The organism is Staphylococcus cornubiensis, assembly GCF_900183575.1.
Taxonomy (GTDB): Bacteria; Bacillota; Bacilli; order Staphylococcales; family Staphylococcaceae; genus Staphylococcus; species Staphylococcus cornubiensis.
The window spans coordinates 172,434-198,253 of record NZ_FXUZ01000004.1 but is presented as its reverse complement, the minus strand read 5'-3'; the positions used below and the strand labels follow the sequence as shown (position 1 = coordinate 198,253).

Here is a 25,820-nt window from a genome sequence, read left to right as displayed (position 1 = left end):
TATCTTTGTAGATATATAAAATATACTAATAAACGATTCAGTTTATTGCGCAGTTTAATTAGGAGGCGTATGTTTTTATGGTTAGATGGTTCCAAAAAAGTACCATTGCAAGTGTTATTTTATTGGTGTTACGTGTTTATCTTGGATATGGTTGGCTAATGTCAGGTATAGCTAAAGTCACTAGCCCAAAAGGATTTAATGCAGGAGGATTTTTACAACATGCCGTTCAACAACCTGTTATGGGAACGGATGGTAGTGTGCAATATCCTTTATTCACATCATTTTTAGAGCACGTTGTTATTCCAATGACACCTATAATCAATGTCATTATCCCTGCTTTCGAAATCATTGCAGGTCTATTATTGATTCTAGGCTTATTCACACCAGTCGGCGCATTGATTGGCTTAGTGCTTAACTTCTTATTCTTATTCGCTGGCACAGTTTCAGTGAACCCACTTTACATTTTAATCGGGTTCTTCATCTTTGTTGGTGGATACAACAGTGGTTTCTTCGGTGTAGACCGTTTCTTAAAATCACTATTAAGCAAAAAGTTTTTCAGCATCTTTAACTATCATCCAGAATCTAAAGATAAAAGCGTTTAAACTTTTATTTTGACTATAAATCAATCAGGAGTCATTTGTGGCAGTTTAACTGCATGATGTCACAAGTGTATCCTGATTTTTTGATTTCTTAACTTGTTGCATTGTCACACATCACTCTCAAATTTCAAAAATGATTCAAATCCTTATGAAACCCTCTATTTATTACTCAATTCGTGCCTATTATATTGTAAGTTTCCGTCAAATACGTTAACTTTAATACAATAGATTTATCTTATTTAAAAGGAGTACCATTTTTGAAACATCACTCACTAAAAATTCAACGTTTTTTCTACACCTCGCACTGTTTCTTCTATTTAATATATCCATCAAAATTTAGTAATAGTATGTTACTTATATCGGATTAAACGACGATCAACGCTGTATTTATGTCACTCTATTTTATAAACAAGTCTCAATCTTTACGAACTACGTCAATTATGATGACATAATTTGTCCTCTAAGATATTTGCGTAAAGAATTTGTTACCTATTCTTTAAAAAGTGACATTGAATTGAAACTAAGTTGTACACATAAATGTCCCATGCATTATTTATAATACATTAAAAGAGAGAAGGTGAGGCATTGAAACGAGCTCATAGGTTATTAAGTATTTATACACGGTTAATTCATCATCAAAAAATTGATAAAACACTTTTAGCAGATGAATTTAACGTGAATGAAAGGACAATCAAAAGAGATATTCAAGCCATTAGAAATTATCTTTATGATAATGAAGAATGGTTGATGAAAAAAGATATTCTTTTTAACTACAAAGACAACAATTATCTTATTCAATCTAATCATCAAATGAAAGATTTAGAAGGATTTGAGATTTTGCTCATTTATTTGGCATCTAATAAAGTAGTGATACCAGATAACGTGAAGAAAGCATTGAAATATATTATTAATGAGTTGTTTCCAAATGATAAGCGACACTTTGAATCTTATCTTAAAAAGATTAAAAGTACGAATCAATTTATGTCACATAAGATTTTACTCGTGTTATATCATGCGATTGAAGAGCGACAATTGCTTAATATCACAACAGAAGAAGGTTTCATGACACGATTACTTCCTATTAAGGTCGTTCATTTTAAAGAAGATTGGCATCTCGTATACAGAGGAATGGATTTACAGGAACAATTTTTACCGCTCAATCGAATCTGTCAAGTAGAAATCGATGAGCAAGCACCACAAACGTTACACATTAAGATGGATGTAACGCTTGAAATGGATGTAACGGTATGGTCACGTATTAAAGATTTATATGAAGTGAATAAAATCATTTCTAAAAACGATAAACTTTTTACAGTCAACTTTAACATCTCATTTATCGAAGCATTCGAATTATGTCTCCTGCATAGTCCTCATATTAGAATTATTGGTCCACCTCGTTTATATAAACAGTTTGTTACTTATATAAATCAACTTTGCCAAGTTTATTTATTTCAAGAAATACCATAGTTTAGTTTGATTTCAGATGTTTGTTTCATATCATCTACTTAAACAATATACAACAACGCTCCTCCCTTCACTCTTATGATTTAGGAGGTTAATTGTTATGGATATTTTACTGATACTGCTGTTATATCCTTTATTTATGTCTATTTATTGGATAGTCGGCACACTGTTTTATGCCCTTTTTTATGAAATAAGACTAAAAAAGGCGTCAAATAAAAATATTGGAGAGGAAGGTATTTCTTTTTTAATTCCTTGTTTTAACGAAGCTGAGACGATAGAAGACACGATTAAAAGTATTGAAGCGTTAGAATTTCCAAATAAAGAAATTATCGTAATTAATGATGGAAGTTCTGACAATTCTGCTGAAGTCCTCTATCGTCTTCAAAATACATTAGACTTTATTTTTGTTGATTTAACAGAAAATAACGGAAAAGCAAATGCGTTGAATCAAGGGCTAGAATATGCAACGTATGACTATGTGATGGGGATTGATGCAGATACGATGATTGATAATGAGGGACCGTATTTTATGCTTGAACATTTCAAAAAGAATCCAAAACTCGCTGCAGTTACAGGTAATCCGCGTATTCGCAATAAACGTGCACTGTTAGGAAAAATACAGACAATTGAATATGCCAGTATGGTCGGGAGTATTAAAAGGGCCCAGTCTATTATGGGAAAAATTAATACCATTTCTGGCGTATTTACATTGTTTCGTAAATCCGCAATTGAGGCTGTAGGGCGTTGGGATATTGATATGATTACTGAAGATATCGCAATTTCGTGGAAGTTCCATTTACACGGCTACCACATTAAATACGAGCCACGTGCACTTTGTTGGATGCTCGTCCCAGAAACAGTTTCTGGTTTATGGAAACAACGTATACGCTGGGCGCAAGGTGGCCAAGAAGTGCTCATTCGCGATGGCTTAAAAGGACTTAAAACGATGAACCCCGCTTTGTATATGCTTATATTCGAACAACTATTCTCACTCATTTGGGTGTATTGGATTGTCATTTCTTTATTGATTGCACTCTTAAACTCTAATTTTCTAGACATTTATTTTCTTCAATATGACTTTTCAATCATTATTTTATCCGCACTTATTTTGACATTTATTAATATTGTGCAATTTTCAGTGTCTTTGATTATCGATTCCCGGTATGAAAAGCAAAATATTTTTACATTGTTTTATTTAAGCTGGTACCCCACTGTCTATTGGATTCTCAATGCACTTGTGGCGATGCTAGCATTTCCAAAAGCACTGCTTAGAAAGAAAGGTGAATTTGCAACATGGTCAAGTCCAGACAGAGGAAGAAAAGATTGAGACATGCCATATTAGATTTTATTCGAGAAGTCGTTATCTTTTGCTTCTCTATTTCATTGTGGATTTATTGCTTCATCGCATTTATTTTAATTGTCGGCTCATTATTTCATATTAGCGCCCATTCGGTGTTGTTAATGCGAACGGTGCTCAATATTGAAATCGACTCAATGAACCAGATGTTTGTAAAAATGGCAATTTTTATAGTGATTGTTACGGTGATTTTTATTACAAGTATATTCGTTCATCAATATCGAAATAAGAAAGAAGGCATTAACGATGGCAAATTTCTTTAAACTTTTCATGGTCATAGGGTGTGTCATCTCTACAATAGCTGTTGCACTTTTCCCAACGTATCAGGCAGAAGCAGAAACGCACAAACTTAAAGATGACGGCGATCAAACCGCTCTAGCCTTAAATTACCATAGAGTCAGAAATGATGATTTTTTAGATCTATTTTTGTTTCTTTTTTCTAACAGTAAAGAAGTTTCAACTTATAGTGTGAGTAAATCAGAGTTCGAACGACAAATTAAATGGCTTATAGAGCACGATGCACACTTTTTAACACACGAAGAGATGGTTCGCTATAAACGAGAAGGTCACTTCCCGAAACGGAGCGTCTGGATTAACTTTGACGACATGGATGAGTCTATTTACCGAAATGCTTTTCCAATTTTAAAGAAATATCACGTCCCTGCGACAGGATTTGTTATTACTGGAGAAGTTGGGGCTCAAAATTTTCATAATTTGAATTTATCTACTATAGACGAACTTGAAGAAATGGAACGCTCAGGCTTATGGACGTTTCAATCACATACACATGATTTGCATTCATTAGAAAAAACGAAATCTAAAATGTTAACAGTGAGTTCTAAAGTACTGAAATATGACTTGCAAACAAGCAATGACTATCTCGATCAACATTTCAATCGTAAAGAAACAGCCATTGCCTACCCTTATGGACAAGTGAATGATGAAGCCGTGGAAACAATTAAAGACAGTGGCATCTCATATGGGTACACGTTGGAAGAAAAAGCGATGTCTGTCGATGATAATAACTACTATATTCCACGTATTTTGGTGAGCCAAGATGCGTTTAATGAATTAGTGAAAAAATGGGGTGCTTTCAATCATGACGCATCGTAAAACAAAGTTAGAACTCGTCTATTTTCGAGCATTCACCTGCATGCTTATCATTTTGACGCATATTTTCACTGAATTTATGCGCCATCTTGATACGAGTGATCTTGCTGAACTGAAACTGATCTATTATTTACAACACATTGTCATTTTCGGTACACCCAGTTTCATTATCTTGTCTCAATTATTGACAACATTAAATTATGAAACTGTCAATGTAAAATATATATGGGCACGTGTGAAATACATTTTGCTACCTTACTTTATCGTAGGCGCATTTTATTGTTTTAGTGAGAGCAGAATTACCGCAACATCATTTACACATCAACTGTACGAAAATTTAATACTCGGGCGTTGGCATGGCTACTTTATTATTGTGATTATGCAGTTCGTCTTACTGAGCTATATCATTTTTAAAGTGTCCCCCAAATTATTTGATAGTAAAATTTTGCTCGTTGTTTCCTTTATCATACAGTTTAGTTTTTTACACCAATTTGACACGAATCCTGCATTTGCCGAAAAATTTGTGTCGATTTATCCATTGAGCGAAAACACATGTATGCTCGGCTGGATTTTCTTCTTCTTTTTCGGGGCTTATATTGGTAGGAACTATACTGCAGTCATCAATTATTTACATCAGTACGTTTTTATTATTATCATTTTAGCCATTTTGTCATTCATCATATTTGTCATTTTTCAACACCATGATTATGGATGGGTCACAAGCTTTAATGAAAACTTGATGTTATATCATACACTGATGTTCTTATTGTTGCTCAGCTTGTGTCTTCATTTTAAACAAATGATGTTAGGTACAATCAACTTGATTAGTGCATTTTCATTTTTCATTTACTTGTTCCACCCCATCATTTTGAGCACGCTTTACGAATACTTTTTAAATTTTGCAGATTTAACGTTTGTTTTTATTGCGATTTCACTTCTCTATACACTTGGTATTTGTATAGGTGTCGGTTTATTTTTACGGGAATTTCGCATTTTCCGATTCGCAATTGGCAAACAACCGTACAAATTGGATATTCGCCTTTCTTAATTTTGAGTTAAATACGTTTCGATCAGTGGTTGAATTTGTTGGAGCATTTCTTGTTGTGACATCTCTCCCGCATGTTCCCCCCAAAATGATAAGGCAGAACCTTGGATATTCGGTTGTGCAACGACATGATGTGCATCATTAAAATAATTAAAACGATTAACGGCATAATTATTTTCAATAAACTGTTGTTGTTGCTGAATCGTTTCCTCAGAATATTGTGACGAGGGTAAAAAATATAAAGTATGTGCGTTATAGTTGAACACTTGAATGTTTGCATCAGCCAAGTCTTTGACATGTGCTTGCTGCTGATGCGTCGCTTCGTGCTGCTTCCAAAACAATACAGAAACACGCGAATCCAACTGTTGAACACCTTGTTTTGTAAGGCTATCATTCCAAATTTGAGGTTGATAGCCTTTACTTTGTGCTGTTTGGGCTAATTTGTTGATGAAATGTACGAATGCTTTTTGATGATCCATCGCTCCAGGCACTTCATCTCCCCCAATAACAATACGTTGCTTTCCTTCGTATTGAGGCTGTTCAAACAACGACATCACTTCTTTTAAATACTCACGACTCCATTTGACCGCTTCTTGATTATCGAAATAGTCAACCGTGTTCTCGCTGAACTTGGATACAACCGCTTTATAACGAGATTTATCTTGTTTTTTCAACTCTTGAAGTAACGCCCCTGCATGCGACGGAAAATCAACATCCGGTACTACCATGACGTTACGCTCATTACTATATTGGACTAATGCTTGAACCTCTTTTTGTGACCAAGTGTCGCGTTTTTCGGTCGGCATATCCCGAAAAGCAATCGCATGATGTTGATCATCAGCAAAGTGCAGCTGTAAATAGTCCCCATCATGTTTCGCTATCGTATCAACAATTTTTTTAACTGTCTCCAGTGAATAGTCTTTACGGGCAATATCAATATTCACTCCTTTTTGAATATCTGGCGCTAATATTTCACGTTGACCCGCTGTGAGAAAAAGTAAAAACACACAACCTATTGAATACAAATATTTCATCGTTTCAACTCCTCTTTATCTATCGTTTTCCCGGGAAATATGAAGTATCGGACATATAGTGTCCCTAACGATATTTTTTCATCTCTATTCCGCTTATGTATATCCATTAATGACAATATATGTCCCATCATAATAAAGAACACGTATCTCAAAAACATGATACATTCCGGTTATCTCCCCCACTATATCATAATCAAACAGTGCTATTCACATTCCTGAACATCTCACTTTAGCTTCAAATAAAAAAACAGCGGTCCACTTCCCTTCTTTAAAAGAAAGCGACCACTGATAACTATTCATTATGGCGAATGACTTGTTTCGGCTGCTGTTGTAAAAATGAAATATAGTCGTCCATTGGCAATGTGTCATCCACAAAAATGACACGCCCACCGTAACGCGTGGCGGCGGGTTTTATGTGGTGTAAACGATGATAGCCACGTTTTGCTGAAGCAAAATATCCCGTCGTGTAATGTAAGTCATCCGACACACACAGTTCCCCTTTCACTTGTGCAAATGTGGTGATACATGTCGCTATCGTCAAAGCATCTTGAATACGTGAACTGACGAGCGGTACACTCGTGTGATCCTCAAAGCAAAAGTGTGTCACGCGAACCCCTCTTGTACCTGTTTGATCTAATCGTTCTCCCGTTTGTGCAGAGACGATGACCGCGCCTCTATACTGTGTGTCATCAAAAATATATGTCATCCCTTTGTTAAGCGCCTCTTTTGTAATACCATGTATCTGACATAATGTCTCTAACGTGTGCGGCGTATTTTCGATGATAGGCAAAGCATTCAGTGGGTACAACGGGGCTGCTACCTTTTCAATTTTCAAATTCATAAAATCGATTGCACCATTTTCATGTTGAAAGCCTTTGTCGAAAAACGTTTGGAGGACTGCTGGAATTTTTTGTGCTTCACATATTGTTTCAGCACCACTGATATGTATGCCGTCTTGATTTGCTCTCATTTTAATACTGTACATCATTTCACCTCCTTGCCACGTCCACGCGCACGCGACAATTGTGTGAAAAGGTACTCTAAATCACGCTCATCATGAAACCAAGAAAGTGACATGCGTAATGTCGGCTGTGCGACAGTCGGGTACCTGAAATAGCTGACCCATATACCTTGTGCCAACAACGCTTGATAGACATGTTCAGCCTCGCGATAATCCTTAAACCGAATCCATTTAATCGGCGTCGTTGAAGTCTCTGCATATGAAACGCCGAAATAACGGAAATACAACTGATTGAATGTTTCACTTAATTGACGCAATGCCTGTCCTCTTTCTGGTTGCGCAAACATCAATTCCAAATTTTGATATAACTGTGCTAATTGAAATTGAGGCAACGCATTGGAATAAATGACCGGTCGCGCTACATTAATTAACACTTCTTTAAAAAGTGAAGTACATAAAATCGCGCCACCATGTGCACCGACACCCTTTGATAAACTGGTCGTTAAAACATCAATATTCGCATCATATGTATGCAAGTTTAATCCAAAGGCATGTGCATCATCCACCATTAGCCACATCTGCGGTATCGTTGCTTTCAAAGCGATAAGATCTTCCAGTTTCGCAAAATCTCCATGCGTAGAAAAGACACTGTCTGTCACGACGACTTTAGTCATGTCCTCGGGATATTGGCGCAATAACCTTTCTAATGTTGCGATATCATTGTGAGGATAAATGACTTTCTGAAGCCGACTTAACCGTATGCCATCAATAATACTTGCGTGATTACCTTCATCCGAAAACACGACCACCTCCTCATCTTGAAAAGCTTGCATCACTGCTAAATTTGCATCGTAGCCACTCGTCGTGACTAATGCATCTTCAAAGTGAAAGTGGACACTTAACAACCGTTCAACTTTTGTATACAATGCAGTATTCCCACTCACTAATCGTGAACTTGCGAGATGTTTTAGCGCGGACTCAGGCATTACCTCTGTATGTGTCACTTGCCCTAGCCCTAAATAATCATTCGACGTAAAATTTAAAAACTTACGCCCTTCCATCGTAATCCACTTACCATCCACCGCTTCGACTTCTCGTAATTGACGCAACTGTCCTTTAGCTTGCAGTGCATCTAACTTGCGCTGAAGGTCCATCATCAACGCCCCTTTAAAACATGATGCAATGCTTTTTTAAATATGCGGACCATTCGTTTCATTTCACGATTGGACATACTTAAGACAGGCACAAAAGTGATAATATTTTCTAAATTTCTAATCATCAGCCCCTCTGCCTTACATTTCGCAATAATTGCTTCCACCTGTGCAATCTCAAGAGGCGTCTTGTTCGAACGATTTTCTACAAGCTCAACAGCGTACATCAATCCTCTCCCGCGTATATCACCTACATGCGGATGTTCAGATAATGCCTCTAAAGATGTCCGTAATGTCATCGATGTCTTTTCAATTTGACTGATCAAGTTTCGCGTTTTAAATAGGCGAATGTTTTCAAGCGCAACCGCACAAACGACTTGATTTCCTGTATATGTATGCCCATGGAAAAAGGTCTGTTTCGCATGTGCATTACTTAAAAACGCATCGTATACGGCTTGAGAGGTTAATGTTGCGGCGAGAGGGACATACCCTCCTGTAATTGCTTTTCCTAAACACATGAAATCAGGTTGAACCGCTTCATGCTCACAAGCAAACATTTTTCCGGTACGTCCAAAACCAACTGCCACTTCATCCACAATCAGTAAAATATTGTATTTTCTACAGAGCTGTTCAATAGCTTTCAAAAACCCTTTTGGATGTACAAAAAGTCCTGTTGCGCCTTGAATTAACGGCTCAATCACAAATCCTACAATTTCATCTGCACGCGCTTGTAAAATGGATTCAATTTGATGTAAAATGTCGTCCATCATTGCCGCTTCAGACGCATAATGGCTATGATAAAACGACGGACATGGAACTTGAATATTCTCGAAAATCAAATCCTTGAAAATGCGGTGAAATGTGTCAATCCCGCCTACACTCACTGAACCGATTGTGTCACCATGGTACGCTTGATGTAACGTCAAAAACTTATTTTTCTTGGTATATTTCTCTGCATCTAAATTTTTCCAATATTGATATGCCATTTTAATTGCGATTTCCACTGCAGCACTGCCCGTATCTGAATAAAACACCTTTTGTAGACGTTCAGGCGTCATCTTTACTAATTGTTCAGCAAGTAAAATGGACGGGACATTGGAAGAACCAAGTAATGTTGAATGTGCAATCGCATTGAGTTGTCGCTGTATCGCACGATTGAGCTGTCGATTCTGATGGCCATGGACATTCACCCATAATGACGCATAGCCATCTAAATATTTACGACCTTTCGTATCGTACAAATAGCTTCCTTTCCCTTTTTCAATGATGATAGGATCTTGTTGATTGTACATGCCCATTTGTGTAAAAGGATGCCAAACATAATCACGATCCTTCTGTACTAAAGTTTCATGCTTCATGCGTTACCACTCCTTTAATTTGATCGAATAACGTCGCTGAAAAGTCTCTATCTGTCCCTGCTTCTGGAAATATTTCGACATAGCGCCCCGTTATTTTTTCAATCGTATGATGATTATCTTGCTCAATAGCTGTATCGGTGTATCGATTCATCACAAATAGTCCTTGAGGGAGATGCATCGTCGTCAAATAATGATGGTGAACAAGTGCATCACTGATTGCTCCCAATTGAGAAGGTATAACGCTAATTACAGCATCCGCTACGTCACGAATTAAATCTGCTGTCATGTAAAAGGTATCCTCATCTTCATAAATTGGTACTGCTATGCCTCCCGCGCCCTCTATGAGCAACACATCGCATTGCGCATGCCAATCCTCAACCCACGTCTTAATTGCCATACGATCTAATTGTTGATGTGGTTCTAGTTTAAAAGCCAAATGTGGTGAAACTGGTGCTGCAAACGTATAAAAAGACGTATCCGCGTACGGCAGACCACACATTTTTTGATAACTTTCCAAATCTGGATACTTGCCATCAGGTAACACTTCAGTTTGAAATGGTTTGATAATATGTACCTTCGACCCTTGGCGTGTCAAATAATGATACAAATGAGTCGTCACGTATGTTTTACCTACATCTGTATTCGTACTCGTAATAAACAGCTTCATTTATGTCACCTCTACTCTTTTAATGGAGTACTGTTCATATGTTACTGTTTCCACGCCTTATTGTAAACATATTTTATATTTAGTTTACATTTAAAATTCGATTGGACCATGAAGATACAAACAGTTGCAATTGTTTATCTTTTTTTTAAAAAAACTTTCATTTTATAATTATTAGTCTGTAAAAATAAATAATGAAAATATGTGTGCTACTTTTATAGCTTCTGACATATGTATTTATGACACAGTGCATGTTTATCACACTGATTTCTCTATTTAATTTTGCTCTTTTTTGTGAAAAATTGAATTAAAAATTTATGTGTAATAGTAAAATATGGCAGAAATGTGACGAATAAAAAAGATGCGCTAAAAATTAGATTGCAATTTATAGTAAAAACGCTTACAATTCAATCGATACAGTCATCTAGTCATTAGATGTCTTTAAAGGGAAAGATTTTTTAGGGGGTCAAAAAATGAATACTTTATTGATGCTTGTCGCATTAAGTGCAGTCATCACACCTTTTATTTGTTTAGTCTTGTTGCGTATGTCAGCACTTGTTGGGATGACCATTAGTGCAATCGTTGTGACATTGCTTGGCTTTTCAGTATGGGGGATTGAAGCAGGCGTTATCGGTGCGTCTTTATTACAAGGTGCCCATAAAACATTAACAATCATTTTAATCTTATTTGGTGCATTAACTTTATTAAATACATTACGTGAAACGAATGCTGTTGCACGTATCAATGCAAGTTTCCAAAGTGTCTCTAGCGATATGCGTATCCAAGTGATTATCGTCGCATTTTTATTTGGTTCTTTAATTGAAGGTGCTTCTGGTTTTGGAACACCTGCCATGGTCACTGCACCATTAATGGTTGCATTAGGCTTTAGACCACTTGTGAGTGTCACTACCGCGTTAATCGCAGACAGTATTTCCGTATCATTCGGTGCAGTAGGTACACCTGTCATTGTCGGTTTAAGTACATTAAAAAGAGCAAATGAACAATTGTTTTCTGAAACAGCCATTCACATTACATTAATCGATTTATTCAGTGGTGTATTCATTCCGCTCATCATCGTAACAACAATGATTATCTTCTTTGGAAAATCAAACAAACTGAAAGCGATATTAGAAATCTTGCCATGGACTTTACTCATCGGTGTCGTGTACGCAGTTGCTGCATGGATTTATGCTGTACTGACAGGGCCAGAGTTTGTGTCTATTTTAAGCTCACTGACAACATTAATCGTTGCCGTTGTGACTGCGAGAAAAGGTTGGCTTGTTCCTAAAAACGAATGGACAGAAGCGTTAACAGATGATTACCAAGCATCAGACTTGTCTCAACCCCATGAAATGAGCTTACTATCCGCTTGGTCACCTTATTTAATCGTCGTTGTACTTTTATTGTTAACGCGTATCGTTGCACCGGTTAAAACATTTACAACGACTGTACTCGACTTATCTTGGAATCAGATTTTAGGCTATCAAACCATTTCATCAAGTTGGCAATTACTTTATTCACCAGGAACGATATTATTTATTGCAGCTATTTTTGCGATCATTATCCAACGTAAATCATTCCGACATTTTTCAAAAGCCTGCAAAGATTCTGCCAAAACAATCAGCGTCACAGGTTTTACATTGATCGCTACTTTGGCAATGGTGCATGTATTTAGTAACTCAGGTGTTAACAGTAAAGATTTACTCAGCATGCCTGAATTTATTGCGAACGGGATGGCTCACACATTTGGTGATATGTGGTTGTTCGTCGCACCATTCTTAGGCGCACTCGGATCATTTATTACAGGAAGTGCAACTGTTTCAACTTTAACATTTGCACCTGTACAAGCGAACATTGCTGATGCGATTGGTACTGATCTACATACTGTATTGGCCGCTCAAGTGATTGGGGGCGCTGCAGGTAACATGATCTGTGTGCATAACGTCGTAGCAGTGTGTGCTGTCGTTAACATGGCAGGTAAAGAAGGTAGTGTGATTCGTAAAACACTCGGGCCTGCATTGTTATATTGTGCACTTGTCGGTATCAGTGCATTTGTCTTCGCAACATTTTTCTTCTAACATTCAAAAATCATCATAAAAGGAGTGCAGTGACCATTGATGTCGCTGCACTCTTTTTTGATGCATGATTAACATGAAGTGTTTAGGTGAAGGGGATAACGAAACCTTTTAACACATCTGCTTCAGCTGTCCGCTTTTCTTGTTGCATGAATTTTTCAAATAACTTTTCGCTTATACTCGCTTTTTTATACAAAAATTCTGGTTCAATTTGCAAATCATCAAGTAGAATTTCGGGTGTCAGTACTTTTTTAGAGAACAACATATTTAATAAGCTATTGATTTTTACAGGCTTAGGTAATTTGATGTCTACGTCTAGCGGCTCTCTCTTTTTATAACCCTTTTTGTTAATTAATGACCAAAAATAACGATATTGCGCATCTGATAATAAACCTAAATAATATGCCCGCATCGCCATCGCTTGTATAGAAACATACCATTGTTCCTTTAACATCACAAAATAATCAGGGTTTGATTTCTTCTTAACTTGATTAAAAGATTCAATAAATTGTTTCTCGGGTAATAAAAACTCCGCCGCAAAAATATCTGCTTCTTTTTCAATTGCTTGAAACGCTTCGTGTGACAACATATCAAATTCAACTTGACGATGGAGTAACAAATGGCCTAACTCATGCGCTAAATCAAAGTGTCTTCGAACAGCAACACCTTTATTATTAGATAAAATGATGAATGGAACTTGGTGTTTTGACCAAAAACTGTAAGCATCTGCATCATCAGTTAAGTCTTTTTCATAAATGTAAATACCAAATTTTTCTAATGCCAATAGGAGCTGGTCATTTGATTGATGTTTTAATACCACCTCACGTGCCTCGTTTGCAATCAGTTGAATACGTGCTCTTGCATCCATATTTTGTGAAAAGTAACGATCAATCTTGTGAATCAATGTCAGTATTGGTGGATGAGGTTGTTTGACATATCCTGATAAATAGTCTGTCAATTGCGCATAAAAGTTTGCTTGCGCATGGTTTTGACTTAAAATTTTCGTGCTTGTCCTATGCCTGTTGAGTTGAAAAGCAATTGTATGTCTCTCAACAATCTCTTCTTTCAATAAAGGCTGTTGGTATGAAAAGAAAAAACGAGTCTTTACACTAAACCTCTCTGCTAAAGTGCGTATTTCGTTTATTTCAGGTACCATATTTTGTACTTCATATTGCCAAATCACGTGTTCAGAAGTTTGTAGTACGTCTGTTAATGATTTACGACTACATCCTTCAATCATTCTTAATGCTTTAAGATTTTCACCTCTAAACATAACACTTCACACTTTCTTTATGAATTCATCCCGATAACGCTTTTACAATCAATCACTTTGGTTTGTTGTTAAACTGTGACACACGATTAACGTCTTGTTCATAACTATTACAATTTTACTCCAATATTTTTATATTTTCTATCCAGTATTTAAGTCAATGCCTCTTTATCATTAAAGTTGTAAAGTAGCATCATCATTCATATCAATATCTATAAAACTTCTTCATCCGCAAACTACAAACAAGACACTTTTTCTCTAAAAGCGAAGTGTTTCAAACTGGTGAACGTTCTGTGGCATTACTGTGAATCTGATGCATATCACCCTCAAAATGCGTTGAATAATCATTTTCTAGGAATATAATATAGTTATAAATCGTGTAAGTTTAATATAATATTTTTACACTATTATTGACCTTGTTTATAGAATAGTGCGAAAATAAAGACAAATGTCCTGGGGAGGAATGTTAAAATGAAAGCACTTGTTTATCGTGGTCCTGGAAAAAAAGAATGGATCGAAGTTGAAAAACCACAATTGCAAAAGCCAACAGACGTTATTGTTAAAGTAGTAAAAACAACGATTTGCGGAACTGACTTACACATTTTAAAAGGAGACGTCCCTGCTGTCACTGATGGTCGTATTTTAGGCCATGAAGGTGTAGGAATTGTTGAAGAAGTGGGCGATTCAGTAACACAATTTAAAAAAGGCGATAAAGTCATTATTTCAGCCGTAACAGCTTGTGGCTCATGTTATTACTGTAAAAAACAACTGTATGCGCACTGTGAAGATGGTGGTTGGATTTTAGGACACTTGATTGATGGTACGCAAGCAGAGTATGTCCGTATTCCACATGCAGACAACAGTTTACACCGTGTGCCAGATGGTGCGAATGACGAAGCACTGGTAATGTTAAGTGATATTTTACCGACAAGTTTTGAAATTGGAACATTAAGTGCCAATGTAAATCCAGGTGATACAGTTGCCATCGTTGGTGCCGGTCCAATCGGTTTAGCTGCGGTGCTCACTGCACAATTCTATTCACCTGCTGAGATTATTATGATTGACCTTGATGATAATCGTTTACAAGCTGCGAAAGATTTAGGTGCAACTGCTTCGATTAACAGCGGTAGCGAAAATGTCCTCGAACGTATTCATGAATTAACAGGCGGACGTGGTGTCGATGTCGCAATGGAGGCAGTCGGCATTCCGGCAACGTTCGAATTATGTCAAAAAATCATTAGCCCTGGTGCACGTATTGCTAACATTGGTGTGCACGGTACAAAGGTTGATTTACACCTTGAAGAATTGTGGATTAAAAACATCTCTATTACAACTGGTCTTGTGAGTGGCTACTCTACACCATTATTATTAAAAACAGTAGAGTCTGGTAAAGTTCAACCTGAAAAGCTCATTACTCACCACTTCAAGATGGATGAGATGTTAGAAGCTTATGAAGTGTTTGGCAATGCCGCTCAAGAAGGTACATTAAAAGTCATCATCTCTAACGACTAACATTCGTATCCATTTTAATTCCCATTCCAAATGAAAAAGAGTAAGGACACGCACCATCATGCGACGTCTTTACTCTTTTTTATAAGTATGCCGGTAGTGTTCGGGGAGACATCCCGCACACTTCTCTTATCCCTCTCGATAAAAGCGTCTCACTTTCCATAAATAACCGAATGCATTGTAAATGAACAATATAATCATAAACAATACGCCTAAAAACTGATTCATTCCTGTGACTAAAGAAAAGAACGATAATAGTATCACACTCACAATAATTAACGATAAATTCATATGATACACTTTAAATAGTGACACTACTGTAATATGGCGTTCCCCTTCATCCATGATTTCGAGCACTTTTTCCGTAAATTGTGCTTCCCCCAATTTGGGAGTACGTCGATCAAATTTTCTCTGGAAGAAGCCAATCATCACTGCTGGAATGGAAGTAAAAAGGAATGGAATCATGCCTGTTATCAACGCTAAATTCCCTTCATTTCCTAGCACAAGGACAAAAAAGAAAGCAAAACTGATTAAGTATTGGACATAAAGGATGACACTTACCAATATAAACTTCAAATTCGCTTGATTATCCAATGCATCGGTTTCTTCAATGTCTGTTTGATTTTCAACACGAGACTTCAATTTTAATGCTGCTTTCTGTATTTGATATTGCCATAACGTCAACCCAACGATACAGAGTGTGACGACGATACATGAAATCACCATAAATTGTTGATCCATAAATTCAATATGTTGGATGAGATATCGAAAATCTACACCATTAATCAATAATGAAACTAAACCGCCAACGATACCACCTAGAATTACGAACATTAAATAACGTCTTACTTTCACAGATCTTCCTCCTCTATGATAAAGACATTTTCTACCGGTTCCTCAAATATACGTGCAATTTTTATCGCTGTGAGTATCGAAGGTGTAAAACCATTGCGTTCGATTAATGAGACCGTTTGACGTGAAATGCCTGCCTTTTTTGCGAGTTGTGTTTGGTTGTAGCCGTCACGCGCCCGCAGCTCCTTCAACCTATTTTTCATACATTCAACTCCTTACTCCATCAAATATATAATGCATTAGTCATTTTGACAAGCATATTTGTCAAAATAGTGAGCATCAATCACAACACCTTTGTACAAAAATTTTCTTTCCATTGTCACGTCGCGTTTTAGTGTCATCTTTTGGCATAAAGCGAAAAAAAGAAGCTCGGGCACTGTGAACATCCCAGCTTCTCATATGTTTAAAAGTATTTCTAACAACATCCTTTGAATCGAAGTTTGACCTCATCTGCTTCCATTAAAACTAGACGTAACTTCACATCACGATGTCCAATAGCCGACATCTTGTAAATAATCACTTGCACCTTTTGCTTCTTCAAGTAACGCACCTTGCATCTTATCGAGTCCCTTATGTTCTAATCGACTGACCGGACCTGAAATACTTATCGAAGCCTGAATGGTACCTGTCTCATCTCTAATTGGTGTCGCTATACACATCAAGCCATATTCATATTCTTCACGATCTTCCACAATATTTTGATGTGGACGTGTCGCCATATAGTGTTTAAAGGCAACTACATCTGTTATCGTATGAATGGTACGCGATACTGCAGTCTTAAAATAAGCTTCCAACGCTTCATCTGTAAATGTATTTAAAAACCATTTCCCCATACCTGAAGAATGTAACATCGATGTGGGACCGAGCTGAGCCTGTAATGTATATTGCTCTCCATATTCCGTATGCAAAATACACACTTGCTGATTGACCAATATACCCAAATTAACAGCTTCTCCCGTTTTTTCCACAAGTTTACGCATAAAGGGTTTCAAATGATGAATTAACGAGTCTGTTTGTTTCATTTGATTTTGATATTTCATAATTTTATAACCCAGGTAATAATTTTCATCTTCATCCTGCGCAACAATATTCAAATCCAGTAGTGTTCTTAAATTGCGATAAACCGTACTTTTCGGTAAAGTTGTTGCTCTCGCCAGTTCACTGATCCCGATTTTTTTATGTTGAGACAGTATATCTAAAATTTCGAACGCTTGAATGACAGTTTTAATCGGAGTATATTCAGCCAAAGGACTTGCCCACCTTTCTTGTTATTTCACTTAAAAGAAGAGTTTCACAAATAATATGACAAAGGGTAATGCAATAAAGGTTCTTTGTAAGAAAATGATAACAATATGCGAAAACTTTTGAACCGCATTCGCTGATGTCAGTAAAGTCGCAATTTCAGATAAGAAAATCAGTTGTAAAATACTCATCATCGCAATGACCACTTTACTTGATGCTTCTGTTAAATTCGCGCCTAAAATAACTGGTAAATAGTTGTCCGCAAAACCTGACATAATTGCACTCGCTGTGACAGCCGCTTCCGGTATGCCTGCCAATTGTAAAATCCATTGTACTGGGTAAGAAACCCATGCAAGTAATGGCGTATAAACTGAAATGGCCAGTGCTAACGTTCCCCAACAGACAATAATCGGCATTAACCAAACGACATAGAACATCATATTGTCCTTTTTACTGATGAAATTGTGAGATGTTACTTTCGCTGCACGCTCAGTTGCTTTCGTAGTTGCTGTTTTAAGTTTTGATTGTTGCGCTGATGTTTGGACTTCTTTTAATGGCGTCCCGTCAACATATACATCTAGATAACGAGAAATAGGCGGAATACGTACACTAATAAATGCGACAATCATACCAATCACTGTAATCCCTAAGAAAATCATGCCGAAATCATCGACAACACCGAGCACACTACACACGAGAACGACCCAACCAATACTTGATGTCGAGAACTGACTTCCAAGAATCGCCGTCTCTTTCACTGTATAATACCCTTTTTCAAACAGTTCTTTAGAAGCCAGTATCGCTGCATTCCCTGGTCCAACCCATGCACTAATCGCACTGACTGCACAGATTTCAGAGATTTTAAAGACCGGCTTAATTAAAAATCCAATGAGTTCACCGATAAATTCCATCGCACCAAATTCTAAAATTAACGTTTGGAACAGCAACATAATCGGTACAATGATAGATAATTGCACTGCTAAATTCACCATTGTCACGCCAGTCTCTTCAGAAGTTAAGAAGAATGGCCCGACTTGGAAAAGACACATCAAAGTAATCAACGTGCCGAGTATACGGTTAATTGTATAAAAAGGGGTCGTAGAAAAAAGGGGGTTCAATGTCGCACTGTTACGAATCCAATCTGGTTTCCAAATTTGATCGATGACAGCCATCACTGCACTCACACAAAAAACAAACGCAATCAGCCAAGTCATCGGTCCTTGAAATGTCGAAACAAAACTTTTTATCACGTGGAATAAAATCGTATCGACCCCATTCGCAAAAGAAAATGGAATAAGCACAATGATAATCCCTAAAAGTGTCGCAACAATAAATTTAATCAAGTTTTTCATATCTACTTTGTCAGTTGTGGTTTGTTGTAAATTATTTTTCATCGTCAAAACTTCCTTGTCATTGTTCTCTATTCGTTACAAAGTCAATTGTGTGATATAGTCATGCATCACTGCACACGAAGTATTTAATTGCGCTTCCTCTTCTGCATTCAGCAATTCAGGAAGCATTTGTTCAACCCCTTGCGCACTTACAATACTTGGCAGACTAATATAAACCGTCAAACCAGTCGACGTCGTATACAAATTTGACACCGGTAAAACGCGGCGTTCTGGGCTCAATAGCGCTTCTACCAAACATTGAATCGCATTCGCAACACAATAACAATTCGGTCCTTTCATTTTCCATACATCAAAAGCCGTATCTTTCACACGTTGTGCCATCGTTTCTTTAAAGTTTTCTGGTAACGTCATATTTTGAGCGGCCGCAAATGCTTCTAAAGTTAGTCCACCGATACGGACATGGCGCCAAAGTACGACTTGTGAGTCACCATGTTCACCTACCACTGTCGCCTCTATACTTTTCGGACTGATATTAAAGTACTCACTCAACAAATATTTCAGACGAGATGTATCAAGCAATGTCCCTAAACCAATCACCTCTGAAGCTGCTTTACCACTGATTTGATAAGTCGTATATGCTAAAATATCGACCGGATTGCTCACTGTTACAATTTTGGCATTTGGACTATGCGCAGTCATTTGTGGCACAATCTCTTTTAAAATATCCGCATTCTTCTGTAATGGAATGAGACGAGACTCCCCTACTTTTTCCGGCACACCAATCGTAATAATAATGATATCCGAACCTTGCGTCGCTTCATAATCACCTGCTATCACACGTTTAGTTTGCGATACACCGATACCGTGCATCATGTCTAACGCTTGCCCTTGAGCGCGGTCTTTATCCACATCAACCAATACAACCTCTTTTACCCATGGCGTTTCAGACAATAAATACGCTGCCGTTGAACCTACCGCACCCGCACCAATAATACTCACTTTACTCATATCATTTCACCCTTTCAAAATGGAACACGTTTCATTTTTCGAATCAAGCATACATCAAATACGGTGGCGAAACAATGATTTTGTGAAATAAATCACAAATATGTCACAACTTAAAAAATAACCTGGCCAACCGCACCAGGTACATTTTTAAAAGGCCATTAACAGATTGAAAAACGGTGAATTTCGTTGTAGTAGGAAGGAAAATGATGTCATGATTCTATCAATTGAAAAAGCGCATATCGGTATGAATTAAGATACGGGAAAGTAACCACTTAATCCAGCCGACATCAAGCTAAAAGGTAACATATTGAAAGACCTCATCCTTATTTTTTCTTATCGTGTACTTTTCTCAAGATATACGCAACGATAACCATCAAAATAATCAATAAAAGAATAATCATATTAATTATCCATTGGCTCGTATCGTCGTTGTTAAAAAATGCATTGATGATAACAATCCCTGTTAAAGTAATCAATATGTTTTGTATCACTTTATACAATTGATTCATAATGGAACTCCTTTCTATATAATGATTACGTTATTAAATGATAATCATATTTTAGCAATAATAGTACTATTCGCAATACAAACCCATTATTAACTATGGGGGATGGGACATAAAAATTTTTGATGCTATTGATGCAATATTTTTGTTAAACTTGCCCTTCCTATAGTTTGTGGTATTTGATTGCCTTCATGGCCTTGCTTCCGAGGGGCTGCCCTTCAACTCAATTCGGCTTAATTGAAACATACATGAGATGGAAGCCGAATGTACACTTCTATCTAGCCGGATTGAGTTGAGACTTCATCTTGGAAAGTATTCATTTATCTACTACCTCATCACCGTTTAACGAATGATAGATTGAAACTGCATCCTCCACATTAAAAGATATATGGCACGCTTTTATGCATATCACTTACAAATGTTACGTTAACAGTTACAGATTGCGGAAACCTTTCGACACTCCCGAGGGATCAGACGCAGCCGAAAATCCAATTTGGCTTCCACCAAGTGTATACTTTAATCAAGCCAAATTGAGTTGAGGCAAGACCCCTGGGAAAGGGAGAAAGCGTTAAATATTCTCATTCTCCATACAATCATCACTGTTTTATAAGGTATTGTTTGATTGTGTTCACTTCACATTGTTTTAAACGTTACAAGGCACCTTTTTATGCATTCACCTTTCAAACGTGTCACGCGAAAAACTCAGATTGCTAGAACCGGACAAGACTCCTAAGGCATCAGCTGAAGTCGAAAATCCAATCCGGCTTCCACCAAATGTACAATTCTATCTAGCCGGATTTAGTTGAGATTTCAGCGCCTTGGAAAGCGCAGTCCGGTTTCTGCAATCCCATAACCACTATAAAATCAAACTTTGCTTCGGAATGCATAAAAAAGGTGCCATATCAGTATTTGAACAAATACCGATACAGCACCTTCAATGATTCACACTATCCGTTATAAAACAGTAAACACCCTTTGACCTTTCTCAACTTCCTTCATATCTTCTACTTCAATTTTACGCTCTCCTAAGTTTGTCACAATGAGCGGTGTCACAATACTTGGCGCATGTTGTTGTAGATAATCTAAATCCACTTTCATCAACAATTGACCTTCCGCTACTTCATCACCGACAGCAACGAAAGTTTCGAAGCCTTCCCCATTTAACTTAACCGTATCAATACCGACATGAATCAATAATTCTACGCCATCCGTCGACTCTAAACCAATCGCATGTTTTGTCGGGAATAAGGCTTTCACTTTACCATGGAATGGCGCGACAATTTCTGACTGACGTGGAATAAAACCAACACCATCACCCATCATGCCACCTGAAAAGACTTGATCTGGCACTTCTGATAATGGAATTACTTCGCCGTCACATGGTGCAACAATCGTCACACTTCTTGAACCATCAATATGTACAGCTTCATCTTCTTCAGAGACTGTCGTTTGACTCGGACTCGTAATTTCACCCTTCATAATCAAAGCCATGTCATGTTTAATTTGATCAGACTTCGGACCAAAAATCGCTTGCATGTTGTTGCCGACTTCAAGCACACCTGCTGCACCAAGTTCTTTTAGCGCATTCACATCGACTTTCGCTTTATCATGCACTTCCACACGTAAACGCGTAATACATGCATCTAAATGTTTTACGTTATCTTTACCACCCATAGCATCTAATACATCAAATGGTAGACGTTCAACTGACGTATCTCTCACTTCTGCAACCTCATCTTCACGACCAGGCGTTTTTAAGTTCATACGTTTAATCACAAAAGTGAATAAGAAATAGTAAACAATCGCATAAACGATACCGACTGGAATGACGTATAATGCGTTTGTACGATCCCAATTCAGTAAACCGTATAAAATATAATCAATAAAACCACCCGAGAATGTCATTCCGATTTTAACATCTAATAAATGCATGACTAAGAATGACGTACCTGCAAGCAATACGTGAATCACATATAAAATCGGCGCTACAAATAAGAATGAAAACTCTAATGGTTCTGTAATACCCGTTAAAAATGACGTTAATGCCGCTGATAACATCAAACCGCCGACAATCTTTTTACGTTCTGGGCGTGCTTGACGATAAATCGCATAAGCAGCAGCTGGTAAACCGAACATCATAAATGGATATTTACCTGTCGTGAAAGCACCAGCAGTAAATGCCACACCGTCTTTCATTTGTTCCATCCAAATACGTTGGTCACCTCGAACCACTTCACCCGCTTTATTCACGTATGAACCAAATTCAAACCAGAACGGCGCATAGAAAATGTGATGTAAACCAAATGGAATCAATGAACGCTCAATAATTCCAAAAATAAATGTTGTTAATACAAGGTTTTTATTTAATAAGAAGTTCGACAATGCGTTAAGACCTTCTTGAATCGGTGGCCAAACGAATGCCAAAACAACCCCTGCAGCAATTGCAACTAATGAAGTCACAATCGGCACAAAACGTTTCCCTGCAAAGAAACCTAAAAACTGTGGCAACGTAATGTTATAAAATTTGTTGTAACACCATGCGGCTAATGCCCCCATAATGATACCGCCGAACACACCTGTTTGTAATGTTGGAATCCCTAAAATTAAAGCATGTTGCGGCAATTTACTCGCTTGACTTAATGTGTGCGCGCCATCCGCATAAGAAAAAATTTGATCGATCGTGATATGCATGACTTTTCCCATTGTCGCATTCATAATTAAGTACCCGACAAGTGCTGCCAATGCGGCTACACCATCGCCACCCGCTAGACCTAGCGCTGTCCCCACTGCGAAAAGTAATGGTAAGTTATCAAATACAACTTGACCTGCTGATTCCATAATTGTGGACAGGATGACAAATACATCATGTTTCAACCATGGCGCTAACGATACTAACTGATCATTGTGCATAGCATTCCCTAGTGCAAGTAAAATCCCAGCAGCCGGCAAAATGGCTACAGGTAGCATTAACGCTTTCCCTATCCTTTGTAATTGTCCAAAAAAGAGCTTAAACACTATTAAAACACCCCTCTAATTAATCGATAATATATAAAAAGGCATGAACAAACAAAACTATTTTTCAATAGCCTTTAAATTTGCTCATGCCTGTTTTACCAGTAACACGCTATTTAATTAACCGCTTTCATTATACATTGTGGTTGCACACATCACAATAACTTTTTTAACATTTATTTTAAAAATCAAAACAGAAAGTCCCTATATTATGATGCTCACTCAATTTCATACGCCCCTTCAACATTTTTCATCATGGTCCAAGTTCTTTTCTTTGACGCAGCACTTTCACTTCTCCATAATGTAAATACAATTATTTTGATTCATGTATTTAGTTGTTAATTTTAATAATTGCAATAGTGTTATAAGCAGTCAAAAACTCTTTAACTTTACAAATATTTATATTTTTGGTATATTTTTTATATCACGTTTAAAATCAAACTATTTTGATACGGAGGGTCTTTCTATGACTAACCTTAAATTCGATCCAGTACACAGTTCATTAGAATTTTCAATCAGACACTTAATGGTTTCAAAAATTAAAGGGACTTTCAACGACTACACAGTTGATGTGAAAGGTGACCTTGATGACTTAAGTTCAATGGAATCAGTAACAACAATCAATGTAGATTCAATCGATACAAAAAATCCAGATCGTGACAATCATTTAAAAACAGCTGATTTCTTTAATGCAGAATCTCACCAACAAATCACTTTCAGAAGTAAAACAATTACAGAAAACAAAATTACCGGTGATTTAACAATTGCTGGTCAAACAAATGAAGAAACATTCGACTTTGAACAACACGGTGTCAGTGACAACCCACTTAGCGGTGGCCAAGTGACTGGTTTCACAGTGACAGGTACAATTGACCGTGAAAAATATGGCATGAACTTCAACCAAGCGTTAGAAACAGGTGGCGTTATGCTTGGTAAAGAGGTTAAATTCGAATTCCATGGTGAGTTTACTATCGAAGGTTAATAGCTAGGTTTAGAAAAAAAGCGCGTTGGATGGGATCTCTCATTCAATGCGCTTTATTTTATGCTATATAACAATGTTTTGAGCTTGATCATGTTCGACGCTTTCCGAGGCGCCGAACTCTCAACTCAATTTAAGGAGGTTATCATCATGTTTTATGTGATTGCGATTTTACTTGTGCTTATTTTAGCTGTGTTGCTCTTTATGAATAGCAAAATCAATCAAACGCGCCGAGAAATGACCGGTTTACCGATTTCTGCAAAGTTTCCAATTCAACAGAAATTAAAACATGACATAAATTATATGCTAGTCGTGAGTACAGAATGTGTCGTTTGTCAGCGTATCTTCAATTCACTCAAAAACAAGCCTGAATTGGATACACTTTACCTTGTATTCAAGGATGAACCCAAGGCCGTGCAAGCTTTTGTGGCAGAACATCCTCATTTAAAAAAAGCGCATATCGTCAGTGACATTCATCCGCAACAACTTTATATTCAAACGACACCCCTCGCTTATACTGTAAATCAATCAGGAACTATCCTTAAAAAACAAGCGGTCGTGAGTCTCAAAGAGTTGAACTTGTAAAAGGTTCTGACGCTTTGAACACGACCGTCTTCACTATTTATTTTAAGGCAAACATGCGATATAAATTTTGTTTTAAGAATGTTTTGAGTGTGTCGTATTGTTTTTGATCGACGGACTGACCTAAAATGTAACCCATATTCAAACTGAACACTTGTGTCATTACTATTTGAATAAAGTGCGGTGTAGGGATGGGTTGCATTTCTCCAGTTTGTTGAAAATGCGCAAGTAATGGGTCGAATTGTTCACAAACTTCTTTGTATAATACCCCTTTAATCGTCTCTTGTAATATCTCGCTCGTTGCCACTTCATTCGCCATAATTTTAAGCATATTTCTGTTTTGAATGATAAAAGTAGAGCGATTTTCAATAAAAGTACCGACAAAACTCTCAAAAGTTTCAATATGTGCAAGTTCCTCTTTGAATTCGCGTAACGCCACTAGTAGCACACATTGACGAAAGAGTGGAATCAATCCTTTAAATAATAACTCTTCTTTCGTTTTAAACTTTTTATACACGGTTCCCTCTGCCACACCTGCATAGGTCGCAATATCTTTCGTACTCGTCCGTTCAAACCCTTTTTCACTAAATTGAATCAACGCACTATATAAAACTTCACGTTGTTTGGGACTCAAATCAGTCACTTGTGGGAGTGCATCTTTCAAAATTTCTTCAATGGAATGATTCATGA

Annotated in this window: 24 protein-coding genes; 10 read left to right on the top strand and 14 right to left on the bottom strand. The window is 37.2% G+C overall.

The window, feature by feature from the left end; genetic code table 11:
- Positions 1 to 77 precede the first annotated feature (77 nt).
- From CCE82_RS06875 to icaC, 6 genes are all read left to right on the top strand, one after another.
- Positions 78 to 602 carry a DoxX family membrane protein gene (locus CCE82_RS06875; RefSeq protein ID WP_086428673.1) on the top strand — a complete coding sequence of 175 codons (525 nt, stop codon included), beginning with the start codon at positions 78 to 80 and terminating at the stop codon, positions 600 to 602.
- Positions 603 to 1,184: 582 nt separating this feature from the next.
- Positions 1,185 to 2,066, top strand: a complete 882-nt coding sequence (locus tag CCE82_RS06870; RefSeq protein ID WP_086428672.1) for a helix-turn-helix transcriptional regulator — start codon at positions 1,185 to 1,187, stop codon at positions 2,064 to 2,066.
- 97 nt (positions 2,067 to 2,163) lie between these two features.
- Positions 2,164 to 3,390 (top strand): poly-beta-1,6 N-acetyl-D-glucosamine synthase IcaA, encoded by a 1,227-nt coding sequence (gene icaA / locus CCE82_RS06865; protein ID WP_086428671.1) that lies wholly within the window; start codon positions 2,164 to 2,166, stop codon positions 3,388 to 3,390.
- Positions 3,387 to 3,683 (top strand): intracellular adhesion protein D, encoded by a 297-nt coding sequence (locus tag CCE82_RS06860; protein WP_240507180.1) that lies wholly within the window; start codon positions 3,387 to 3,389, stop codon positions 3,681 to 3,683. Before icaA ends, CCE82_RS06860 begins: the two co-directional genes overlap by 4 nt.
- The gene (gene icaB / locus CCE82_RS06855; RefSeq protein ID WP_086428669.1) at positions 3,667 to 4,533 is read left to right on the top strand and encodes an intercellular adhesin biosynthesis polysaccharide N-deacetylase; all 867 of its coding nucleotides are present in this window, start codon (positions 3,667 to 3,669) and stop codon (positions 4,531 to 4,533) included. The genes CCE82_RS06860 and icaB overlap by 17 nt, the downstream gene beginning before the upstream one ends.
- Positions 4,520 to 5,578: a polysaccharide intercellular adhesin biosynthesis/export protein IcaC gene (icaC, locus tag CCE82_RS06850; protein ID WP_086428668.1), complete on the top strand. Its 1,059-nt coding sequence runs from the start codon at positions 4,520 to 4,522 to the stop codon at positions 5,576 to 5,578. Before icaB ends, icaC begins: the two co-directional genes overlap by 14 nt.
- Here the strand turns inward: icaC and CCE82_RS06845 are convergent.
- From CCE82_RS06845 to bioD, 5 genes are all read right to left on the bottom strand, one after another.
- Positions 5,575 to 6,609 (bottom strand): family 20 glycosylhydrolase, encoded by a 1,035-nt coding sequence (locus CCE82_RS06845; protein WP_086428667.1) that lies wholly within the window; start codon positions 6,607 to 6,609, stop codon positions 5,575 to 5,577. The genes icaC and CCE82_RS06845 overlap by 4 nt on opposite strands.
- A gap of 292 nt (positions 6,610 to 6,901) precedes the next feature.
- Positions 6,902 to 7,594 (bottom strand): 6-carboxyhexanoate--CoA ligase, encoded by a 693-nt coding sequence (locus CCE82_RS06840; protein WP_086428666.1) that lies wholly within the window; start codon positions 7,592 to 7,594, stop codon positions 6,902 to 6,904.
- A complete protein-coding gene (locus tag CCE82_RS06835; protein WP_086428665.1) occupies positions 7,594 to 8,724 on the bottom strand; it encodes an aminotransferase class I/II-fold pyridoxal phosphate-dependent enzyme in 1,131 nt (376 codons plus the stop codon). Before CCE82_RS06835 ends, CCE82_RS06840 begins: the two co-directional genes overlap by 1 nt.
- Before the next feature lie 2 nt (positions 8,725 to 8,726).
- A complete protein-coding gene (gene bioA / locus CCE82_RS06830) occupies positions 8,727 to 10,079 on the bottom strand; it encodes an adenosylmethionine--8-amino-7-oxononanoate transaminase (protein ID WP_086428664.1) in 1,353 nt (450 codons plus the stop codon).
- On the bottom strand, positions 10,069 to 10,746 hold the full coding sequence (gene bioD, locus CCE82_RS06825; RefSeq protein ID WP_086428663.1) for a dethiobiotin synthase: 678 nt from the start codon (positions 10,744 to 10,746) through the stop codon (positions 10,069 to 10,071). The genes bioA and bioD overlap by 11 nt, the downstream gene beginning before the upstream one ends.
- Positions 10,747 to 11,216: 470 nt before the next feature.
- On the opposite strand from bioD, the gene CCE82_RS06820 reads away from it, so the two are divergent.
- Positions 11,217 to 12,821: an L-lactate permease gene (locus tag CCE82_RS06820; protein ID WP_086428662.1), complete on the top strand. Its 1,605-nt coding sequence runs from the start codon at positions 11,217 to 11,219 to the stop codon at positions 12,819 to 12,821.
- 82 nt (positions 12,822 to 12,903) lie between these two features.
- Here CCE82_RS06820 and CCE82_RS06815 read toward each other — a convergent pair whose 3' ends face one another.
- Positions 12,904 to 14,091, bottom strand: a complete 1,188-nt coding sequence (locus CCE82_RS06815; RefSeq protein ID WP_086428661.1) for a spr1629 family repressor/antitoxin — start codon at positions 14,089 to 14,091, stop codon at positions 12,904 to 12,906.
- Positions 14,092 to 14,559: 468 nt separating this feature from the next.
- Between CCE82_RS06815 and CCE82_RS06810 the strand changes: the two genes are divergently transcribed.
- The gene (locus CCE82_RS06810; RefSeq protein WP_086428660.1) at positions 14,560 to 15,600 is read left to right on the top strand and encodes a zinc-dependent alcohol dehydrogenase family protein; all 1,041 of its coding nucleotides are present in this window, start codon (positions 14,560 to 14,562) and stop codon (positions 15,598 to 15,600) included.
- A gap of 126 nt (positions 15,601 to 15,726) precedes the next feature.
- Here CCE82_RS06810 and CCE82_RS06805 read toward each other — a convergent pair whose 3' ends face one another.
- The 7 genes from CCE82_RS06805 to ptsG all read right to left on the bottom strand — a co-directional run bounded on the left by CCE82_RS06805 (position 15,727) and on the right by ptsG (position 23,572).
- Entirely contained in the window at positions 15,727 to 16,452 is a 726-nt protein-coding gene (locus tag CCE82_RS06805) for a DUF3169 family protein (RefSeq protein WP_086428659.1), read from the bottom strand.
- Positions 16,449 to 16,652: a helix-turn-helix transcriptional regulator gene (locus CCE82_RS06800; protein WP_086428658.1), complete on the bottom strand. Its 204-nt coding sequence runs from the start codon at positions 16,650 to 16,652 to the stop codon at positions 16,449 to 16,451. The genes CCE82_RS06805 and CCE82_RS06800 overlap by 4 nt, the downstream gene beginning before the upstream one ends.
- Before the next feature lie 279 nt (positions 16,653 to 16,931).
- The gene (locus tag CCE82_RS06795; protein ID WP_086428657.1) at positions 16,932 to 17,696 is read right to left on the bottom strand and encodes an IclR family transcriptional regulator; all 765 of its coding nucleotides are present in this window, start codon (positions 17,694 to 17,696) and stop codon (positions 16,932 to 16,934) included.
- A gap of 30 nt (positions 17,697 to 17,726) precedes the next feature.
- Positions 17,727 to 19,085, bottom strand: a complete 1,359-nt coding sequence (locus tag CCE82_RS06790) for a YjiH family protein (protein ID WP_086428656.1) — start codon at positions 19,083 to 19,085, stop codon at positions 17,727 to 17,729.
- Positions 19,086 to 19,118: 33 nt separating this feature from the next.
- Positions 19,119 to 20,051: a lactate/malate family dehydrogenase gene (locus CCE82_RS06785; protein ID WP_086428655.1), complete on the bottom strand. Its 933-nt coding sequence runs from the start codon at positions 20,049 to 20,051 to the stop codon at positions 19,119 to 19,121.
- Between the two features lie 323 nt (positions 20,052 to 20,374).
- A complete protein-coding gene (locus CCE82_RS06780; protein WP_086428654.1) occupies positions 20,375 to 20,560 on the bottom strand; it encodes a hypothetical protein in 186 nt (61 codons plus the stop codon).
- Between the two features lie 951 nt (positions 20,561 to 21,511).
- Positions 21,512 to 23,572, bottom strand: a complete 2,061-nt coding sequence (ptsG, locus tag CCE82_RS06775; protein WP_086428653.1) for a glucose-specific PTS transporter subunit IIBC — start codon at positions 23,570 to 23,572, stop codon at positions 21,512 to 21,514.
- A 463-nt stretch (positions 23,573 to 24,035) separates the two neighbouring features.
- Here ptsG and CCE82_RS06770 point away from each other — a divergent pair, with 463 nt between their 5' ends.
- The gene (locus CCE82_RS06770) at positions 24,036 to 24,551 is read left to right on the top strand and encodes a YceI family protein (protein ID WP_086428652.1); all 516 of its coding nucleotides are present in this window, start codon (positions 24,036 to 24,038) and stop codon (positions 24,549 to 24,551) included.
- Between the two features lie 147 nt (positions 24,552 to 24,698).
- Positions 24,699 to 25,133, top strand: a complete 435-nt coding sequence (locus tag CCE82_RS06765; protein ID WP_086428651.1) for a hypothetical protein — start codon at positions 24,699 to 24,701, stop codon at positions 25,131 to 25,133.
- Between the two features lie 37 nt (positions 25,134 to 25,170).
- On the opposite strand, the gene CCE82_RS06760 is transcribed toward CCE82_RS06765, so the two are convergent.
- Positions 25,171 to 25,818: a TetR/AcrR family transcriptional regulator gene (locus CCE82_RS06760; protein ID WP_086428650.1), complete on the bottom strand. Its 648-nt coding sequence runs from the start codon at positions 25,816 to 25,818 to the stop codon at positions 25,171 to 25,173.
- Between the last annotated feature and the right edge of the window lie 2 nt (positions 25,819 to 25,820).

Bases quoted from the DNA above. Each gene is read 5' to 3' on its own strand.
- CCE82_RS06875 (WP_086428673.1), top strand. From the start codon at position 78: ATGGTTAGATGGTTCCAAAAAAGTACCATTGCAAGTGTTATTTTATTG.
- icaA (WP_086428671.1), top strand. From the start codon at position 2,164: ATGGATATTTTACTGATACTGCTGTTATATCCTTTATTTATGTCTATT.
- icaB (WP_086428669.1), top strand. From the start codon at position 3,667: ATGGCAAATTTCTTTAAACTTTTCATGGTCATAGGGTGTGTCATCTCT.
- icaC (WP_086428668.1), top strand. From the start codon at position 4,520: ATGACGCATCGTAAAACAAAGTTAGAACTCGTCTATTTTCGAGCATTC.
- CCE82_RS06845 (WP_086428667.1), bottom strand. From the start codon at position 6,609: ATGAAATATTTGTATTCAATAGGTTGTGTGTTTTTACTTTTTCTCACA.
- CCE82_RS06840 (WP_086428666.1), bottom strand. From the start codon at position 7,594: ATGTACAGTATTAAAATGAGAGCAAATCAAGACGGCATACATATCAGT.
- CCE82_RS06835 (WP_086428665.1), bottom strand. From the start codon at position 8,724: ATGGACCTTCAGCGCAAGTTAGATGCACTGCAAGCTAAAGGACAGTTG.
- bioA (WP_086428664.1), bottom strand. From the start codon at position 10,079: ATGAAGCATGAAACTTTAGTACAGAAGGATCGTGATTATGTTTGGCAT.
- bioD (WP_086428663.1), bottom strand. From the start codon at position 10,746: ATGAAGCTGTTTATTACGAGTACGAATACAGATGTAGGTAAAACATAC.
- CCE82_RS06820 (WP_086428662.1), top strand. From the start codon at position 11,217: ATGAATACTTTATTGATGCTTGTCGCATTAAGTGCAGTCATCACACCT.
- CCE82_RS06815 (WP_086428661.1), bottom strand. From the start codon at position 14,091: ATGTTTAGAGGTGAAAATCTTAAAGCATTAAGAATGATTGAAGGATGT.
- CCE82_RS06810 (WP_086428660.1), top strand. From the start codon at position 14,560: ATGAAAGCACTTGTTTATCGTGGTCCTGGAAAAAAAGAATGGATCGAA.
- CCE82_RS06800 (WP_086428658.1), bottom strand. From the start codon at position 16,652: ATGAAAAATAGGTTGAAGGAGCTGCGGGCGCGTGACGGCTACAACCAA.
- CCE82_RS06790 (WP_086428656.1), bottom strand. From the start codon at position 19,085: ATGAAAAATAATTTACAACAAACCACAACTGACAAAGTAGATATGAAA.
- CCE82_RS06785 (WP_086428655.1), bottom strand. From the start codon at position 20,051: ATGAGTAAAGTGAGTATTATTGGTGCGGGTGCGGTAGGTTCAACGGCA.
- CCE82_RS06780 (WP_086428654.1), bottom strand. From the start codon at position 20,560: ATGAATCAATTGTATAAAGTGATACAAAACATATTGATTACTTTAACA.
- CCE82_RS06770 (WP_086428652.1), top strand. From the start codon at position 24,036: ATGACTAACCTTAAATTCGATCCAGTACACAGTTCATTAGAATTTTCA.
- CCE82_RS06765 (WP_086428651.1), top strand. From the start codon at position 24,699: ATGTTTTATGTGATTGCGATTTTACTTGTGCTTATTTTAGCTGTGTTG.
- CCE82_RS06760 (WP_086428650.1), bottom strand. From the start codon at position 25,818: ATGAATCATTCCATTGAAGAAATTTTGAAAGATGCACTCCCACAAGTG.